The sequence below is a fragment of the Pseudonocardia benzenivorans CB1190 genome (genome assembly GCF_000196675.2).
GTDB classification, from domain to species: Bacteria; Actinomycetota; Actinomycetes; order Mycobacteriales; family Pseudonocardiaceae; genus Pseudonocardia; species Pseudonocardia benzenivorans.
In genome coordinates this window covers 6,943,289-6,960,487 of the sequence record NC_015312.1, presented here as the reverse complement: position 1 = coordinate 6,960,487, position 17,199 = coordinate 6,943,289, and the positions used below count along the sequence as shown (strand labels likewise).

Below are 17,199 nucleotides of genomic sequence, written 5' to 3'. Positions count from 1 at the left end.
GGAGGCACCGTGACGGACATGCGCATCGCGATCGTCGGTGGCGGCCCGGGTGGGCTGGTCCTGGCCAGGGTCCTGCACCGGCACGGCATCGCGGCGACCGTCCTCGAGGCCGATCCGTCGCCGACCGCCCGGCCGCAGGGCGGCAGCCTCGACCTGCATCCCGAGTCCGGTCAGCGGGCGTTGCGGGAGGCGGGGCTGGAGCGGCAGTTCCGCGCCGTCGCCCGTCCTGAGGGCCAGGACCTGCGGATACTCGACCCCACCGGCGCGGTGCTGGTCGAGCACACCAGTGCCGACGACATGGCTCGGCCTGAGGTCGAGCGGACCGGGCTGCGCGACCTGCTGCTCGACTCGCTGCCCGCCGGCACGGTCGTGTGGGGTCACCGCCTCGACCGCGCCGACACCCGGCCCGACGGCACACCGAGACTCACCTTCGCCGACGGGACCACCGCCGGCTGCGACGTCCTCGTCGGCGCCGACGGCGCGTGGTCGCGGGTCCGTCCGCTGCTCACGGACGCCGTACCGCAGCCGTCGGGCAAGATCGGGATCGACCTCGGCGCCGTCGCGGCCGACCATCCTGCGGCGGATCTCGTCGGGCGCGGGTCGCTGTGGGTGATCGGCGACGGCGTCGTCCTCTCAGGTCAACGCGCTGCCGACGGGACGGTGCGCGTCCACCTCTCGCTGCGGGCCGACCGCGACGGGCCGGACCCGACCGCGGGCTGGTCGTCGACGGTGACGGCCCTGGCCGACGCGGCGGAAGGGCCCGTCGTCAGACGGTCGCACGCCGTGCTGCCGGTGGGGCTGACCTGGGCGCCGCAGCCCTGCGTCACGCTGCTCGGCGATGCCGCGCACCTCATGCCGTCCGTGGGCGAGGGTGCCAACCAGGCGATGCTCGACGCGCTCGAGCTCGGCCTGGCGATCGCCGCGCACCGGACCGATCCCGACGCCGCGATCCGCCGCTACGAGCAGGAGATGTTCGCGCGCACGGCCCCGATCGCGGCGAGGTGCGCCGCGGTGGAGTCGATGATGCTCGGCCCGACGGCCGCGGCCGACATGACGCGCTTCTTCGCCGGCGGGCCCGTCGGCAGCTGAGTTCCCGACCTCGGCCGGCTCGACGAGCTCGCCCGGCTCCGGGCCGACCCCGCAGCGTGGGACGACGGCCTGGGTGCGACGGCCGACGTGCGCGCTGCGCTGATCATCAGCGGGCGAGGAGCGAGGCCGACCGCCGGATCCGAGCGCCGGCAGCGGGTAGCCCGGTCGCCGACGGCGACGACGAGGACGGCGCTGCGGACGCCCGTGTTCCGGTCGGCCGGCTGGCCCGCGCGGTGGGTGGATCACCGAACGACGAAGGCCCCGCTCCGGTGTGGACACCGTCTGAGCTGGGCCTTCGCGTGAGAGCGGATGACGGGAATCGAACCCGCGTATTCAGCTTGGGAAGCTGATGTTCTACCATTGAACTACATCCGCATGGCGTGCGATCACTCTAGCATCGTCACCCTCGGTCATTGAATGGTCCACCCGGCTGCGGGCCATCGGGGTGTTTCGGGCCGGGATCCGCACGGACTGTTCGGATCCGCTCGACGTCTCGCGCTCGGGTGTTCCACACTGCGTCCGACCGGGGAACGTGGCGCCGCGGCCCCCGGATGTCAGCTCCCCGCAGCGAAGGAACGGGCATGACGGGATTCGAGAGGCTCATCGGTGAGCTTCCCGACGACCACGAGCACGACGTGCTCCTGATCGCCGGGAGTCGCCCCGAGGTCGCGCGCCTCGCGCCCGTCGCCACCGCGATCGCGCAGGCCGACCGGATCCGTGGGCTCACGGTGGCCACCGGGCCGGACCCGATGACGATCCACGACGCGTTCGAGGAGCTCGGCGTCGCACCCGACATCACGCTGCTGCAGCACGAGCCGCCGGGGCACACGCCCGCGGCGATCGCGGCGTCGCTCATGGCCCGGCTCGACGCGCTGCTGGTCGACCAGGACCCGTCGGCGATCATGATCCACGGCGGGGGCATGACGGCCGTGGTCGCCGCCCAGGTCGCGTTCTGGCGGCTGATCCCGGTCGTGCACCTGCAGGCGGGGGTCGCGACCGACGACCTGCTCTGCCCGTTCCCCGAGGAGGCGAACCGGCGGATCATCGGGCAGCTCGCGTCGCTGTTCCTGACGGCGGGCGGTCCTGCGATCGGCAGCCCGCTGGGGCCGAACGTCCTGCAGGTGGGCGACACGGTCGGGGCGAACCGGCCTCCCGTGGACCCCCGCTTCGCCGACCTCGTCGCCCGGGTCTCGCGCGGCACGGCGCGCCTCGTCGTCGCCGGCCTGGACGGTCCGGGATCGACCGAGGTCGTCGGCGACCTGCCGGCGCTGCTCGCGCGCGACGACGACCTGGAGGTCGTGCTGTTCGGCGACCTGTGCGGGTCCGGGCCCGCCGAGGACCTGGCCCGGCACGGGCGCGCGGTCGTCGTGCCGCACGTGGAGCTGGGCGACCTGGTGCACCTGGTGGCGGCGGCCGAGGTGCTGATCTCCGACGACTCCGAGCTCGTCCGCGACTCGCCGGGCCTCGGGACGCCTGCGGTGCTGGTCGACGGGCCGCACGTCCCGCATCCCGGCGACTCGATCCGCTCCGTCCCACGCCGCAACGTCCTCGACGACGTCTGGCGCATCCTCGACGTCGACCCCCGTCCCGTGCCGTCGCGGCACGACGGCAAGGAGGCGCAGCGGGCCGAGGCGGCGGTCGCGTGGATGTTCGGGCTGTGCCCGTTCCCGCAGGTCGCCCCGAGGTCGTCGGACGTGTGACATAGGGTGGCGGGGGTCCGGTCGTCGACACCCCGGGAGGAACCCGCCGGTGCTGCTCTCCGACGGTGACCTGCGCAAGGAGATCGACTCCGGGCGGCTGGTCCTCGATCCCTGGGACTCGGGGATGCTGCAGCCGTCGAGCATCGACGTGCGCCTCGATCGCTTCTTCCGGGTCTTCCAGAACTCGAAGTACACCCACATCGACCCGCGTGAGCAGCAGGACGAGCTGACGACGCCGATCGAGACCGCGGGCGACGACCCGTTCGTGCTGCACCCCGGGGAGTTCGTGCTGGGGTCCACGTTCGAGGGCGTGACCCTGCCCGACGACCTCGCCGGCCGGCTCGAGGGCAAGTCGAGCCTGGGCCGGCTCGGCCTGCTGACGCACTCCACCGCGGGCTTCATCGACCCCGGCTTCACCGGCCACATCACGCTGGAGCTGTCCAACGTCGCGAACCTGCCGATCACTCTGTGGCCGGGCATGAAGATCGGGCAGCTGTGCCTGTTCCGGCTCTCCAGCCCCGCCGAGCGCCCGTACGGCAGCGACGGCGTCGGCTCGCGCTACCAGGGGCAACGCGGTCCGACGCCGTCGCGGGCGCATCTGAACTTCCACCGGGCCGACACCCGGCGCTGACCCGCCGGCAGGCCCGTGCGGGGTCAGCCGTTGCGCGGGTCCCAGCGGAAGCGGTGCGCGGCGAGCCGGATGAACACCGCCGCCCAGACCAGCAGCGACGCGGTCGCGGCGATGGTGCCCAGGGTGGGGCCGAGGCCGACCTCGCCGCCGAACATCAGCCGCACCAGCATCCCGACGCCCGCGCCCGGGACGAGCAGCAGCGCCTGCAGCCAGCCCGTCGCGGGGATGAGCACCATCGCGATCGCGGCGCCCAGCATCAGGAAGACCATCGGCAGCGTCGTGATCTGGGCGCGCTCGGGCGTCGGGGTCACGACGCTCGTCGCCAGCGCCGCGCCGACCATCAGCGCGATCCCGCCGAGCACCAGCGCGACGAGCGCCGGCCAGTTCGACGGCACCTGGTCCCCGATGACCACGTCGATGACCGCGAAGATCACGAGCTGGGCGAGTGCGATCGCCAGCGCCGGGGTCAGCGTCGCCAGCAGCAGGCCCCCGTCGGAGATCCCGCTCGTGCGCAGGCGCTGCAGGACCCGGGCGTGCCGCCGGGCGACCAGTGTCTGGGTCCCCGTCACGTACAGGCCCATCCCGAGCGTGACGGCGACCTGCAGCGCCACCACCATGGGCCACACCTCGGGCCCGTGACCGAGGGAGAACGCCCAGAACACCCCCAGTGCGATCGGGAGCAGTACCGACGACACCGCCAGCGTCCGGTTGCGGACGACGAGCGTGAGCTCCGTGCCCGCCAACGCCGTGACCTTCTGCGCGGGACCCGTTCCCGCCAGCGCCGTGGTCATCGGGCCACCTCCGTCGTGTCGGTCCCGGTGCGCGCGGCCGTCGTCCCGGTCTCGGTGCGCACCGCGTGGTAGATGTCCGCGAGCGACGCGGGCGCCGCACGCAGGTCCGACAGCCGGACCCCCCGGCCGGCCGCCCAACCCAGGAACGCCGTCAGATCGGCCTGCAGCTCGGTCGTGCGCACGGAGAGCCGGCCCCCGCCGATCTCGGTGCTGCCCGCGAACCGTGGGAGGTCCGTCGGCGCGTCGGCCGGCAGCACCGCGGAGAAGCCCGCCGGGCGCGTCGCGAGAATCTCCGCGAGCGTCCCGGACACCGCGACGCGGCCCTCGTGCATGATCGCGACGCGGTCGGCCAGTGCCTCGGCCTCCTCCAGGTAGTGCGTGGTCAGCAGGACCGTGCGGCCCGCCTCCTGCAGCTCCTGGATCGCGTCCCACGTGCGGCGCCGCGACTCCGGGTCGAGGCCTGTCGTCGGCTCGTCGAGCACGACCAGCTCTGGCGACCCCCACACCGCCAGAGCCAGGTCGAGCCGACGCTTCTCCCCGCCGGACAGCTTCGACGCCGGCGTGTCGCGGCGCCGCGCCAGGTCGAACCGGTCGAGCAGCCGCTCGACGCGGTCCGGCCGATCGGACAACCGCTGCCAGAGCGACAGCGTCTCGCCGACGGTCAGCTCGTCGACGAACCCGCCCTCCTGCAGCTGGATGCCCATCCGGCGGGTCAGCGCGTGGCGCTGCGTCGCCGGGTCCATGCCGAGGACCGAGACGCTCCCGCCGCAGCGGGTGCCGAAGCCCTCGATCACCTCCAGGGTCGTCGTCTTGCCGGCACCGTTCGTGCCGAGCAGGGCGAACACCTCACCGGTCCGGACGTCGAGGTCGATCCCGCGGACGGCCTCGAAGTCGCCGTACGCGACCTGCAGCCCCCGGACCTCGACGGCCGATGCCCGCGCAGTGGCGGTGTGCTCCGCCTGCCGGGTGGTCGTCTGTGTCATGCCGTCGACGGTGCCGGGTGCGGCCCCGTCACCGGTAGTCACGACGGTCATCGGCCGCGGTGACACCACGTCCGCGATCTGATGACAGCTGTCACCTCGGGTTCTCGGTTACGGTTCGGGGGTGGACGCGCTGAGCGGCGCCGAGGAGCGGCGCGTGCGGGCCGCCCGGCGCTTCGGCGTCATCGGGATGGTCATCACCGTCGCGTGGCTGCTGTTCGTGCCCGCGTCGATGATCTGGTCGGGGCTGCCCGCCGCGCCGTACGCCGCGATCCTGCTGACGCTCTACGTCGTCGCGTTCGCGCTGCACGTCCACCGGATCCGCCAGCACGTCCGGTCGCTGGGCAGGCCCGCCGAGCCGTGGTTCGTCGCCGTGGCGCTCGCCGTCGCGCTGGCGCTGGCGCTGGTCGGGGTCGCATCGTCGTTCGTCGGGTTCACCTGGGCGCTGGTCAGCGGGGTGCTGTTGGGCGACGTCGTGTCCGGCGGCCGGCTGTGGCCCAGCGTGGGCATTGTCGCCGCGGCGACGGCCGCCGTGTTCGGCTTCGGCTGGCTGATCAGCGCGAACACCGTCTACCCGTTCCCGGCACCGACGTGGATCGCGCCCGGCCTGGCGGCGTTCTACGTCGGCATCATGTGGTGCGTCGACGTCGAACGGCTGTGGTGGCTCAAGGCCGTGACCGACCTCGACGAGTCGCGCCGGGTCGCCGCCGAGCTCGCGACCGCCCGCGAGCGGCTCCGGCTGTCCGACGACCTGCACGACATCCTCGGTCACGCCCTCGAGGTCGTGGCGTTCAAGAGCGAGTTGGCGACGCGGCTCATGGACGTCGACGCCGCCCGCTCCAAGGCCGAGCTAGAGGACGTGCAGCGCGTCGCGCGGCAGTCGTTGTCCGAGGTGCGCGCGCTGGTGCGGGAGACCCGTACGACCGATCTGGCGACGGAGCTCGCCGGGGCGCGGGCCGTCCTGGAGTCGGCGGGGGTGCATCTGGTCGTGCGCGGGGACCCGGCGACGGTGGCCGGGCCGGCCCGTGGTGTCCTCGGCCGGGTGCTGCGCGAGGCGATGACGAACGTCCTGCGCCACGCCCAGCCGCGCCGCTGCACGATCGAGATCCAGGTCGAGGGCGGTGCAACGCACCTGCGCGTCGTCAACGACGGGGTGTCCGCCGGGGCCGCGGCCGACGAGACCGGCACCGGGCTCGTCGCGCTCGGCCGCTACCTCGACGAGCACGCCGGCCGGCTGGACGCGGGCCCCGGCCCCGACGGCACCTTCCGGCTCGACGCGTCCCTGCCCGCCGCCGCGCTGTCGGCCACGACGTGATCACGCTCGTGCTCGCCGACGACGAGGCGCTCACCCGTGGCGCGGTCGGCGCCCTGCTCGGCCTGGAGGGCGACCTGCGGATCGTCGCCGAGGCGTCGACGGGCGACGAGGCCGTCGAGGTCATCCGCGTGCACGCGCCCGACGTCGCGGTGCTCGACGTCGAGATGCCGGGCCGCGACGGCGCCGAGGTCGCCCAGTGGGTGGCGGAGAACCAGCCGGGCACGCGCTGCATCGTCCTCACACGGCACGCCCGCCCGGGGGTGCTGCGCCGGGCGCTGGCCGCGGGGGCGGCGGGCTTCGTCACCAAGAGTGCGCCGGCGAGCGTGCTGGCCGACGTGGTGCGGCGCGTGCACGGCGGCGGCCGCTACGTCGACCCCGACCTGGCCATGACGGCCCTGACCAGCGAGGACTGTCCGCTCACCGACCGCGAGCTGGAGGTCCTGCGCAACGTCGACGACTCGGGCACGGCCAACGACATCGCCCGCCGCGTCCACCTCTCCCCGGGCACCGTGCGCAACTACCTGTCGTCGGCGATGCAGAAGCTGGGGGCGGGCAGCCGTTCCGAGGCCGCGCGGCTGGCCCGCGACCACGGCTGGCTCTAGCCCCCACCCCGAGCGCAACCTCACGGTCGGGCCGAGCGCGGATCGGAGCGGTGAGGTTGCGGCCGGGGTCGGGGCGTCCGTCGGAAGGAGCGTGACGCTGCGCGTCGGCGAGGACACGGACGGCGGTGTTCGCGACAAGTAGGCTGGCCGCCGATGGAGGAGCCGCGCCCGCCCCAGCCCCCGGAGCAGCCCGAGGGCGCGCCGGTGCACCCGCAGCCCGCGGACCACGGCCTCGCCCACCCACCCGCGCTCCGTGGCGACCAGCAGCCCGCGGGACATCCGGGTCGGGTCGACACGTGGGCCACGCCGCCTCCCCACTGGCAGGACCAGCAGTGGCACTACCAGCAGTGGCAGCAGCAGTCGCACGGGCACGCCGTCCCCCCGCCTCCGCAGGACCCCTCACGACCCCAGGAGCCCCCGAAGCCCACCCCGTGGCAGCGCATCCGGGCCCGGGGATGGCGGCTGGCGATCGGCGTGGGCATCGCCGGCGCCGCGCTGCTGCTCATCCCCTTCTTCCTCTGGCCGACGCTCGACCCGGACCGGCCCGTCGCGCAGTGGTGGCCGCCGTTCGCGATCGGGCTCGGGACGCTGATCCTGCTGTCGGTGCTGCGGCTCGACCGGCTGCTGCGGGGGTGGACGTGGCACGTCGCGGGGGTCGTGTTCGTCGGCGCCCTCGTCGTCTGGACGAGCGCCAACCCGTGGGCGTGGGCGTTCGCGCTCAGCGTCGGGGTGCTGCTCGTCGGGCTGCTGCGGCTGCCGCGCCCGGAGCTCGCCGTTGTGGGCGCGGTCCTGTGCGCGGTCTCGCTCGTCGGGTTCAGCGTCCGGGCCGGCCAGATCACGCAGCAGCAGGCGCAGATCGAGGCGCACGCGGGCGACGAGGTGCGGGCCACCGTGGGCGGCGTGCCCAACGCGCAGGAGGTCGGCCCCCTGCTCGATCGGGCGATCTCGGGCCCGGTTCCCGACCCGGAGCCGGTGTGCCGCATCGTGTCCCCGGCCGCCGCGGCACAGCTCGCGGCAGCGACGGGGACGGCCGACTGCACCGCCGCCGTGACCGCGATCCAGCAGCGGCGGGCGGCCTCCGGGGGTGGCCCCGTGCCCGTCACCGACGTCCCCCACGACGCCGTGCCGATGACGAGCCAGCAGAGCTACACCGTCGGGACCTGCACGAGTGCCTGGGCGGCCGCGGCCGGACCGCAGCTCGGGAGGGTCACCGTGACGTGGACCAACCCGACCGCGCGGCGCTACGCCATCACCGCCTTCGTCCCCTGCTGAGTCCCTGCTGAGTACCTGCTGAGTCCCTGCTGCCGGGTCCCTGCCGGGGTCCCGCTGTGTCCGTCCGCCGCGACCCTCGGGGCGCCGCCTCGCCGCGCGCGCCCGACTCGTCACGAGTTAGGTTGTTCACCTCGGCTTTGTTACTCTCCAGTAACTAGTTAAACAATTGAACCGGGTGCTTCCCAGCGCCCGGTGGCGTGGAGCGTTACTCTCCCGCCCCAACGGGGCCGCGTCCCACCACACGCGGAGTCCGGCTGTTCGAGGAGGAACACGTGTTGGTCCGACTGGTCATCGGCCTGGTGATCACGGTCGCCGCCGTCGCCGTCGCCGGCCGCCGCGCGCTGCAGGTCTACCGGCTGGTCGAGTCCGGCCAGCCCGACGACGCCCGCCGCGACGGCCTCGGTGCGCGGGTCCGTACGCAGTTCGTCGAGGTGTTCGGCCAGCGGAAGCTGCTCAAGTGGTCCGTGCCGGGGCTGGCGCACTTCTTCACCTTCTGGGCGTTCGTCATCCTGGCGACGGTCTACCTGGAGGCCTACGGCGCGCTGTTCGACCACGACTTCCACATCCCGTGGGTCGGGCGCTGGCCGGTACTGGGCTTCCTGCAGGACACCATCGCGGTGCTGTGCCTGCTCTCGCTGGTCGTCTTCGCCGTCATCCGGATCCGCAACGCGCCCGACCGCAAGGCGCGTGCCTCGCGGTTCTACGGCAGCCACACGGGTCCGGCCTGGCTGATCCTGTTCATGATCTTCAACGTCCTCTGGACGCTGTTCTTCTTCCGTGCCGCCTCGTCGGCGCTCGGGGTGTTCCCCTACAAGTCGGGCGCGTGGGCCTCGATCGGCCTCGGGCACCTGTTCGACGGCGTGTCGCAGGGGACCCTCGAGGTGATCGAGAGCGTCGGCCTGCTGCTGCACATCGGCGTCATGCTCGTGTTCCTCGTGATCGTCGCCTACAGCAAGCACCTGCACATCTTCACGGCGCCGATCAACGTCTCGGCCAAGCGCATGCCCAAGGCGCTGGGCCCGTTGCTGCCGATGATGTCGGACGGCAAGAAGATCGACTTCGAGGATCCCGACGAGGACGCGATCTTCGGCCGCGGCAAGATCGAGGACTTCACCTGGAAGGGCATGCTCGACTTCGCGACCTGCACCGAGTGCGGTCGCTGCCAGAGCCAGTGCCCGGCCTGGAACACGGGCAAGCCGTTGTCCCCCAAGCTCGTGATCATGGACCTGCGCGACCACCTGTTCGCGAAGGCGCCCTACATCATCGGCGGCAAGGACCTGCCCGAGGTCGAGTCGGTCGACTTCGACGTCCTCGAGGCCGCGACGAACGGCCACGGTCACGGCGTCCCGGAGTCGGGCTTCGGCCGCGTCCTCGGCTCGGGTCCGCAGCAGGCGGCGCGCCCGCTCGTCGGTACCGCGGAGCAGCACGGCGTCATCGATCCCGACGTGCTCTGGTCCTGCACCTCATGCGGCGCGTGCGTCGAGCAGTGTCCCGTCGACATCGAGCACGTCGACCACATCATCGACATGCGTCGCCACCAGGTCATGATCGAGTCGGAGTTCCCCTCCGAGCTCGGCGTGCTCTTCAAGAACCTGGAGAACAAGGGCAACCCCTGGGGCCAGAACGCCAAGGACCGCCTGGAGTGGACCAAGGGCCTCGACTTCGAGGTGCCCGTCTTCGACGGTGAGCTCTCCGCCGACACCGAGTACCTCTTCTGGGTCGGTTGCGCCGGGGCCTTCGACGACAACCAGAAGAAGACGATCCGCGCGACGGCCGAGCTGCTGCACCGCGCGGGCGTCGGCTACACGGTGCTCGGCCCGGAGGAGTCGTGCACCGGCGACCCGGCGCGGCGCTCCGGCAACGAGTTCCTCTTCCAGATGCTCGCGATGCAGAACGTCGAGGTGCTCAACGCGGTGTTCGAGGGGCGCGAGCCCGGCACCCGCAAGATCGTGACGACGTGCCCGCACTGCCTCAACACCCTCGGCCGCGAGTACCCGCAGCTCGACGGGCACTACGAGGTCGTGCACCACACCCAGCTGCTCAACAAGCTGGTGCGCGAGGGCAAGCTCGTCCCGGTCGCGGAGCCCGCGGCCGACAAGGGTGCGCCCGTCACCTACCACGACCCGTGCTACCTGGGCCGGCACAACGAGGTCTATGCCGAGCCGCGCGAGCTCGTCGCGGCCGCGGGCGCGACGCTCACCGAGATGCCGCGGCACGCCGACCGCTCGATGTGCTGCGGCGCGGGTGGTGCCCGGATGTGGATGGAGGAGCGGATCGGCCAGCGGGTCAACGTCACCCGCACCACCGAGGCCCTCGACACGCTGTCGGGCGTCGGCGGCGCCGACGGTGCCGCCGCCGGCGGGACGATCGCCGTCGGCTGTCCCTTCTGCAAGACGATGCTCTCCGACGGGCTGACCGAGAAGCAGTCGGGCGGCGGTTACGAGGGTGTGCAGATCCAGGACGTGTCCCAGATGCTGCTGGCCGCGGTGAAGCGTGGCGACGGGAGCGCCGACGGCGCCGGGACGACCGGTGAGAAGAGCCCCGTCGGGGAGGATGCCAACACGTGACTGAATCGTGCCCGGCTGCCTCCCTTCGGGCGGCCGGGCGCGGATGGCGGAACGTAACACCGTTGTGACGCTTTGTAGCGTCGCCCGTTCGGATGAAGGTGTCGCGAGACCGTCGCAGTCCGCATGTGAACCGCTCCGACAACTGGTCAACGTCGTCGCCTGACGCTTATTTTCGTCCGGTCGGCATGCTTGACTCGGTCGGCCCACGCCCCCGGGCCGTCAGGGAGAGCCCCCGGTACGGTGCACACGATGTCGCCGTCGGGACATCACGAGGAGGAATCGTCATGAGCGCCGCCGCGGGAGGGGTGACCCTCTGGGTTGCGCAGGTGACGACCAACGGCCTGCAGGGTTGGATCCAGAACAACATCGTTCCGCTGATCCTGCTGGGGATCGCGATCATCCTGCTCTGGATCGGTGGCCGGGGTGACAACGCGGGTGTCGCCAGGCGGAGCGTGGGTCTCATCATCGGCCTCGTCGCGCTGGGTATCGCCGTCTCGGGGACGGGCCCACAGGTCGGCAGCTTCCTCGCCTCGTTGATCACCGGGTGATCGAGTGCTCGTCCGCACTGACGACGAGGTGTACCGCGTCGATGCCGTCTGGCTGGGCCCCCCGCGCGCGACCTTCCCGTGGCGCGCGCGCTACGTGAGCTACGGGCTCGGCCTGTTCGTCATGATCGTCGTGATGTTCGTGCAGCGGCGCATCGGGATCAGCCTCGACTTCTTCTCGGTCGCCTGGGCCCTGCTGCTGACCATCGTCATCACCCGGTTCATCGGCAAGAGGATCAACTACGACCGTCCGCTCGGGCAGATCGTCTCGCTGTTCCGGCACGAGGTGACGGGTCCCCGCGAGCGCACCGCGGTCCGCGGGGGCGTCATCCGCACCGGCCGGGTCACCGTCCGGCAGTCCGCTCCGCTCGCCCGGACGGCCCGCCGAAAGGGCAGTTCCACCGGCCCGCGGGGCCACGACAGCTCCGGATCGCGCGTCGTCGACCCGGCCGCGGCGCGTGTGGCCGAGCCCGCCGGGCCACGCGCGGCCGCGCAGCCGCCGCGTCCCTGGACCGTGGGACCGGGCCGCGCGGCGCCCGTCCGCGTCGGAACGCCCGGGAAGCCCGACGAACCGAGCCGCCGTTCGGCGAGGGGCGGGCGCCGGATCGTCGGGCGGACGCCCCCGCCGCCGGCCCGTCCGGTGCGCACCGTCGCCGACCACGTCAACGGAACCCGCGGTGGCCCGGCGTAGGGGCGGGGACAGCACCCGCGACCGCGACTCCGTCGCCACCGCCGGCCCGAGGCGGCGGCGCGGACGCTCCCTCGCGGGCGAGCTGAAGGCCGACGGCTACACCCCCGACATCGCGCTCCGCTCGATCGACGGCCACCTCACCCGCACCGGCACGCAGGTCATGGCCTGGTACCGGCTCGCCGCGCAGGCGTGGAGCTTCCGCAGCGACGGCCAGCGCGAGATCCTGATCCGTCAGATCGCCGCGCAGCTGGGCGAGCTGCAGGGCCGGTGGTTGCACCTGCGCGTCACGACCCGCCCGTACCCCGTCCACGTCTGGGCGGAGTCGTTCGACAACAACGCGGTGGGGCGCATGCCCGACGTCGCAGGCGCGCTGGGGTGGGACGGCTTCCTCGAGGGCGAGCAGCGGCACCTCATGGGCCTGTCGATGTCGGACAAGGAGGTCTTCCTCGGCATCGAGGTCTCCGGGCGCGGCATGCTCGACCGCTGGGCCGACCTGGCCGCGCCCGTGCTCGACCGGTTCCTGCCCGCCGCCGCGCGCGCCGAGCTCGCGGCGCTGGAGTCCGAGGTCAACCACCTCGACGTCGTCGTGGCGGGCAGCGGCCTCGACGCGGTGCCCGCCTCCGCCGAGGACATCGCCTGGCTGATGCACCGGTCGGTCGCGCTGGGGCTGCCCGCGCCGCGGTCGCTGGCGTCGGTGCCCAGCGGCACGGGCCGGTGGGAGGTCGAGGACCTCGCCACGTTCACCGAGGGCGTCTCGGTCACCCAGGAGCCCTACGCGCCGACGGTCAAGGTCATCGGCCGGGTGCGCTCGCAAACGGTGCAGCGCAACGTCGCGGTGCTGTCGGTGGGGCTGATGGAGGGGTTGCGCATCCCCGAGGTCGACGACCCGTGGATGCAGCACTCCGACCGGCTGCCCTTCCCCGTCGAGTGGTCCGCGCGGATGTACATCCGCCGCCCCGAGGACGTCACGGGCGAGCTGCAGCGCCAGATGGGCAAGGTGCGCAGCCAGATCCGGCACTACACCCACGACCACGACCTCGAGCCTCCGATGTCGCTGGCCCGCCAGGCCGACCGTGTGCTGCAGGTCGAGGACGAGGTCACGAGCGGGCTCACCCAGCTCAACACCCGGCTCTACGGGTGGTGGCGCATCGCCGTCTCCGGGCGCGACGAGGCCGAGGCCGTCACCCGTGCCCAGCAGGTCCTCGACCTCTACCGCCCCAAGGTCCTCATCGAGCATCCCGAGGCGCAGTACCGCTACGCGCGGGAGTTCATCCCGGGTGAGCCGCTGGCGTCGACCGCGTACCGCCGGCGGGGCTCGGTGACGTGGGCGGCCGCGGCCGTCCCCGCCGCGACGGCGAGCGTCGGTGACCGGCGCGGCATCATGATCGGCGAGACCTGCACGGCGACGCGGCGGCCCGTCGCGTGGGACCCCTGGCTCGCCCAGGAGGTCCGACGGGCCTCCGGCCTCACCGCCATCGTCGGCGGCCTGGGCTCGGGCAAGTCGTTCCTCACCGGGCTCATCGTCTACAAGACGCTGCGGGCGGGCGCGCGCTGGACGCTGCTCGACCCCTCCGGCCCGCTCGCCGAGCTGACCCGCCTGCCGGAGCTCGCGCCGTTCTCGCGGCACATCAACCTGCTGCGCGCCGACCCGGGCATCCTCAACCCGTACCGGGTGGTCGCCGAGCCGCGGTTCGAGCACTTCGCCGACGACGAGGACCCCGAGCGGGCGTGGCGGCGCGAGCGGTCGTTGGCCGCGGCGACCCGGCGCAGGCTCGTCCTCGACGTCCTCACCGGCCTGCTGCCCTACGACGTGGCGCGGATGCCGCACACCAGGATCGTGCTGCTGCGGGCGGTCCGGGAGGTCGGCGGCGCGACCGACCGGCACCCCGGCCAGGTCATCGACGCGCTGCGCCGGCACGCGCGCGAGGGCGAGGAGCACGCGGGCGTCGTCGCCGACTTCCTCGAGGAACGCCGCGAGCTGCCGCAGGCCGCGCTGCTGTTCCCCGACACCTCCCGCGAGGATCCCTGGGCCGCCCACCAGGACTTCCGGCTCACCGTCCTGACGATGCAGGGCATGACGCTGCCCCGGCCCGGCAGCCCGCGCGAGGAGTGGACCGACTCCGAGTCGCTGGCCGTCGAGCTGCTGAACCTGGCGTCGTGGCTGACCCAGCGGACGATCTACGAGTCCGACCGCAACCTGCGCAAGGGCGTTGCTCTCGACGAGACGCACTTCCTCTCGCAGGTGCCCACGGGCAAGGTGCTGATCGACCGGCTCGCCCGCGACTCCCGCAAGTTCAACGTCCGCGCCCTCTTCGCCTCCCAGCTGGCGGGCGACCTGCTGCGCGTGTCGGGGTTCGCGTCGCTGGTCAACGCCGTGTTCGTCGGGCGCACCGACGACGAGGAGGCCCAGGGCGACGCGCTGCGGCTGCTGCGCGTGCCCACCGGGGTCGGCTACGAGGAGATGCTGGGGACGCTGTCGCCGCGGCCCCGCCACGACGACCGCCCCGACGACACCCCGCGCCAGTTCGTCTTCGCCGACGGCCACGGCGGCGTCGAGAAGATCCGCATCGACCTGGAGGCACCGCACCTCGAGCACGTCCGCGAGGCGCTCGACACGAACCCGGACGCGACCCGGGTCGCGGCGCCCGGCATCCCACCGGAGGTCCGCGCGCCCGACGAGCCGACGGACCGCTCCGTGCCGCAACGGCTCCGCCCGGGCCGGCTCGACCTCGACGGCGACGTCGACCTCGAGGAGCTCGGCACCCTGCGCAACGGGCAGCGCGTCGTGCTCGGGCCCGCCGCGCCCGACGACGTCGTGCTCGAACGCGGGACCGTCGTCCCGTCGGAGGCCGAGCTGCTCGCCGACGAGGACCTCGCGCTGCTCGACGACGAGGACCACCTCGACGACGGCCTTCTCGACGACGACCACGCCGCCGGCGGGCGGGCGGACGACGGCGGGCGGGCGGGCGACGGCGGGCGGGCGGACGAGGGCGTCGTCGACGGTGCCTCCACCGGGGTGGGTGCCGGCGAGGCCGGGCGGTGACCGGGGCGGACCCCACCGCGGGCGCAGGTCCGTGGGTCGTCCTGTGTGTCGTGCTGGTCGCGGTGCTCGCGGCCCGCAGACGACGGCTGCGCGAGCGGCGCGCCGCGCTCGTCGACGTCGGCGACCCGTCCCGGTTCCTCGCCGAGCGCTCCGACACCGTCCGGCCCATCCCGAGGCGTGCCGCCGCGTTGCTGGTCGTCGTCGCACTGATGGGCGGGTCGGCGCTCGTCGGCACCCCCGCGATGGCCCAGCCGCTGGACTGCAAGGAGGCCCCCGAGCCCGACCGGCCCGGCACGGGCCTCGTCGGCTCGCTCGACGCGCTGCGTCCGGACGCCGGTGAGCCCGGCAGCGTCTACCGCGAGGTCGGCTACGCGGGCATGGTCTGGCACAACTACGACCTGGGCTGCGCGGGCTCGGCCGTCCTCAACCCCGCGACGACCACCGACACCTGGCTGGGCAACCAGACGTTCAACATCGCGAAGCTCACCGTCGCGGGGGTGAACTGGGCGCACTACCTGATCGCCTCGGGCGGCGCGCTGCTCAGCCCGCTCGACTCGATCATCTCGACGGCGACGAAGGCCATGTACGACGCCGTCTTCACGACGTTCATCGGCGTCGCGCTGCTGATCCTCGCGGTCATCCTCATCGTGCTGGCGATGCGGGGCGACCTGGCCAGACAGACGCAACGTGCCGCCTTCGCAGCACTCGCGCTGCTGATCGGGTCGGCCGCGTACCTGACGCCGGTCGACTGGTCCAAGGCCGCCGACAACCTGCTCCTCGACGGCGTCACGCAGATGCAGGAGGGGTTCCTCTCCCAGGTCGGTCTCGGCACCCGCGACACCCTGCCGACGGTCCTCGTCGACCAGGTCATCTACCGCAACTGGGAGCGCGGCGAGTTCGGCTCCCCCGACGTGCCGCAGGCCCAGCAGTTCGGCCGCGACCTGCTGCGCGCCCAGACCTTCACGATCGACGAGGTCCTCGACGGCCAGGACAACGCCCAGCTCGCGCAGCAGAAGAAGACCGACTTCACGAACATCGCCGGTCAGCTCGGCGACCGCTACCCCTACTTCCAGGGCAAGGCCGGCAGCCGGATCGGTGCCGGGCTGCTCGCCGTCGTACAGGCCATCTGCATCGCGCTGTTCCAGCTGCTGTCCAAGGTCCTCGTGCTCGTCGCGATGCTGCTGCTGCGGCTCATGGTGATGTGCGCGCCCGCCATCGCCGTCGTGGCCGTCCTCAAACCCGAGGTGCTGCCCGCGCTGCTGCGGGTCGCGGGCGCGGCGATCGTCAACACGCTCGTCGTCGGCGCGCTCGCGGGGCTGCACGCGCTGCTCGTCGTGTCGCTGTTCCGGCCCGACTCCGGCATCGACCTCTGGCTCGCGCTGCTGGTCACCGGGGTCGTCACCGTCGTGATGTGGGCCGTCGCGCGGCCGTTCCGCCGGCTGGTGTCGATGGTGTCGCTGACCCGCGACCAGTTCGGCGGCATCGTGCCGGGAGTGGGCGGCGGCCCGATGTCGGGTGTGTGGCGGCGCTTCCGCGGCGCCCCCGCCGACGACCGGCAGTCGCGCTGGTGGACCGAGCGGCAGGCGGGCGGCGCCGCCGACGACCCCGACGCCGGGCGGCCGGAGACCGTCACCGCCACCGCGACCGTCGTCGGCGGCGGCTCCGCCGCGCGGCAGTCTCGACGGCGCAACGAGGTGCAGGCGCCCGGCACCGCGGCGCTCGGCGCCGGATCCGGCCCGCGGGCCCTCGCCGCCGGCCCGGGTGGCGGGACGGCTCGTGCTGCTGGCGTGCCCGGCCGGTCGGACCCCGGTGAGGTCGACGAGCGCGTCATCTACCGCCGCCCCGACGCCGCGCCCACGCGGACGCGCCCGCGTGCCGTCGATCCCGAGCTCGTCGACGGCGTCCCGGTCTACCGCATCTACCGGCCCCGGGCCGGGGCACGACCTGCCTACGGCAGCAGCGAGGACGGCTGA

13 protein-coding genes and 1 tRNA gene are annotated in these 17,199 nt (G+C 73.2%); 11 read left to right on the top strand and 3 right to left on the bottom strand.

Annotated features, from left to right (window positions below):
- Nucleotides 1-18: 18 nt before the first annotated feature.
- Nucleotides 19-1,089, top strand: a complete 1,071-nt coding sequence (locus tag PSED_RS32975) for an FAD-dependent oxidoreductase (protein ID WP_041763048.1) — start codon at nucleotides 19-21, stop codon at nucleotides 1,087-1,089.
- Nucleotides 1,090-1,393: 304 nt separating this feature from the next.
- Here the strand turns inward: PSED_RS32975 and PSED_RS32970 are convergent.
- A tRNA-Gly gene (locus PSED_RS32970) sits at nucleotides 1,394-1,464 on the bottom strand.
- A gap of 206 nt (nucleotides 1,465-1,670) precedes the next feature.
- Between PSED_RS32970 and PSED_RS32965 the strand changes: the two genes are divergently transcribed.
- Together PSED_RS32965 and dcd are read left to right on the top strand one after the other, a co-directional pair.
- On the top strand, nucleotides 1,671-2,789 hold the full coding sequence (locus PSED_RS32965; RefSeq protein ID WP_013678542.1) for a UDP-N-acetylglucosamine 2-epimerase: 1,119 nt from the start codon (nucleotides 1,671-1,673) through the stop codon (nucleotides 2,787-2,789).
- A 49-nt stretch (nucleotides 2,790-2,838) separates the two neighbouring features.
- On the top strand, nucleotides 2,839-3,420 hold the full coding sequence (gene dcd / locus PSED_RS32960) for a dCTP deaminase (RefSeq protein WP_013678541.1): 582 nt from the start codon (nucleotides 2,839-2,841) through the stop codon (nucleotides 3,418-3,420).
- Nucleotides 3,421-3,443: 23 nt separating this feature from the next.
- On the opposite strand, the gene PSED_RS32955 is transcribed toward dcd, so the two are convergent.
- A complete protein-coding gene (locus PSED_RS32955) occupies nucleotides 3,444-4,211 on the bottom strand; it encodes an ABC transporter permease (RefSeq protein WP_013678540.1) in 768 nt (255 codons plus the stop codon).
- Nucleotides 4,208-5,194, bottom strand: a complete 987-nt coding sequence (locus tag PSED_RS32950) for an ABC transporter ATP-binding protein (RefSeq protein WP_049803806.1) — start codon at nucleotides 5,192-5,194, stop codon at nucleotides 4,208-4,210. Before PSED_RS32950 ends, PSED_RS32955 begins: the two co-directional genes overlap by 4 nt.
- Before the next feature lie 121 nt (nucleotides 5,195-5,315).
- Here PSED_RS32950 and PSED_RS32945 point away from each other — a divergent pair, with 121 nt between their 5' ends.
- The 8 genes from PSED_RS32945 (at nucleotide 5,316) to PSED_RS32910 (ending at nucleotide 17,199) form a co-directional block, all read left to right on the top strand.
- The gene (locus PSED_RS32945) at nucleotides 5,316-6,506 is read left to right on the top strand and encodes a sensor histidine kinase (protein WP_049803562.1); all 1,191 of its coding nucleotides are present in this window, start codon (nucleotides 5,316-5,318) and stop codon (nucleotides 6,504-6,506) included.
- The gene (locus PSED_RS32940) at nucleotides 6,503-7,108 is read left to right on the top strand and encodes a response regulator transcription factor (RefSeq protein WP_013678537.1); all 606 of its coding nucleotides are present in this window, start codon (nucleotides 6,503-6,505) and stop codon (nucleotides 7,106-7,108) included. The genes PSED_RS32945 and PSED_RS32940 overlap by 4 nt, the downstream gene beginning before the upstream one ends.
- Nucleotides 7,109-7,261: 153 nt before the next feature.
- A complete protein-coding gene (locus PSED_RS32935; protein WP_013678536.1) occupies nucleotides 7,262-8,380 on the top strand; it encodes a hypothetical protein in 1,119 nt (372 codons plus the stop codon).
- A 272-nt stretch (nucleotides 8,381-8,652) separates the two neighbouring features.
- A complete protein-coding gene (locus tag PSED_RS32930; RefSeq protein WP_013678535.1) occupies nucleotides 8,653-10,947 on the top strand; it encodes a (Fe-S)-binding protein in 2,295 nt (764 codons plus the stop codon).
- A 284-nt stretch (nucleotides 10,948-11,231) separates the two neighbouring features.
- Entirely contained in the window at nucleotides 11,232-11,495 is a 264-nt protein-coding gene (locus PSED_RS32925; protein ID WP_013678534.1) for a hypothetical protein, read from the top strand.
- Nucleotides 11,496-11,499: 4 nt separating this feature from the next.
- The gene (locus PSED_RS32920) at nucleotides 11,500-12,183 is read left to right on the top strand and encodes a hypothetical protein (protein ID WP_013678533.1); all 684 of its coding nucleotides are present in this window, start codon (nucleotides 11,500-11,502) and stop codon (nucleotides 12,181-12,183) included.
- A complete protein-coding gene (locus PSED_RS32915) occupies nucleotides 12,170-15,226 on the top strand; it encodes an ATP-binding protein (RefSeq protein WP_013678532.1) in 3,057 nt (1,018 codons plus the stop codon). The genes PSED_RS32920 and PSED_RS32915 overlap by 14 nt, the downstream gene beginning before the upstream one ends.
- On the top strand, nucleotides 15,223-17,199 hold the full coding sequence (locus PSED_RS32910; RefSeq protein ID WP_013678531.1) for a hypothetical protein: 1,977 nt from the start codon (nucleotides 15,223-15,225) through the stop codon (nucleotides 17,197-17,199). Before PSED_RS32915 ends, PSED_RS32910 begins: the two co-directional genes overlap by 4 nt.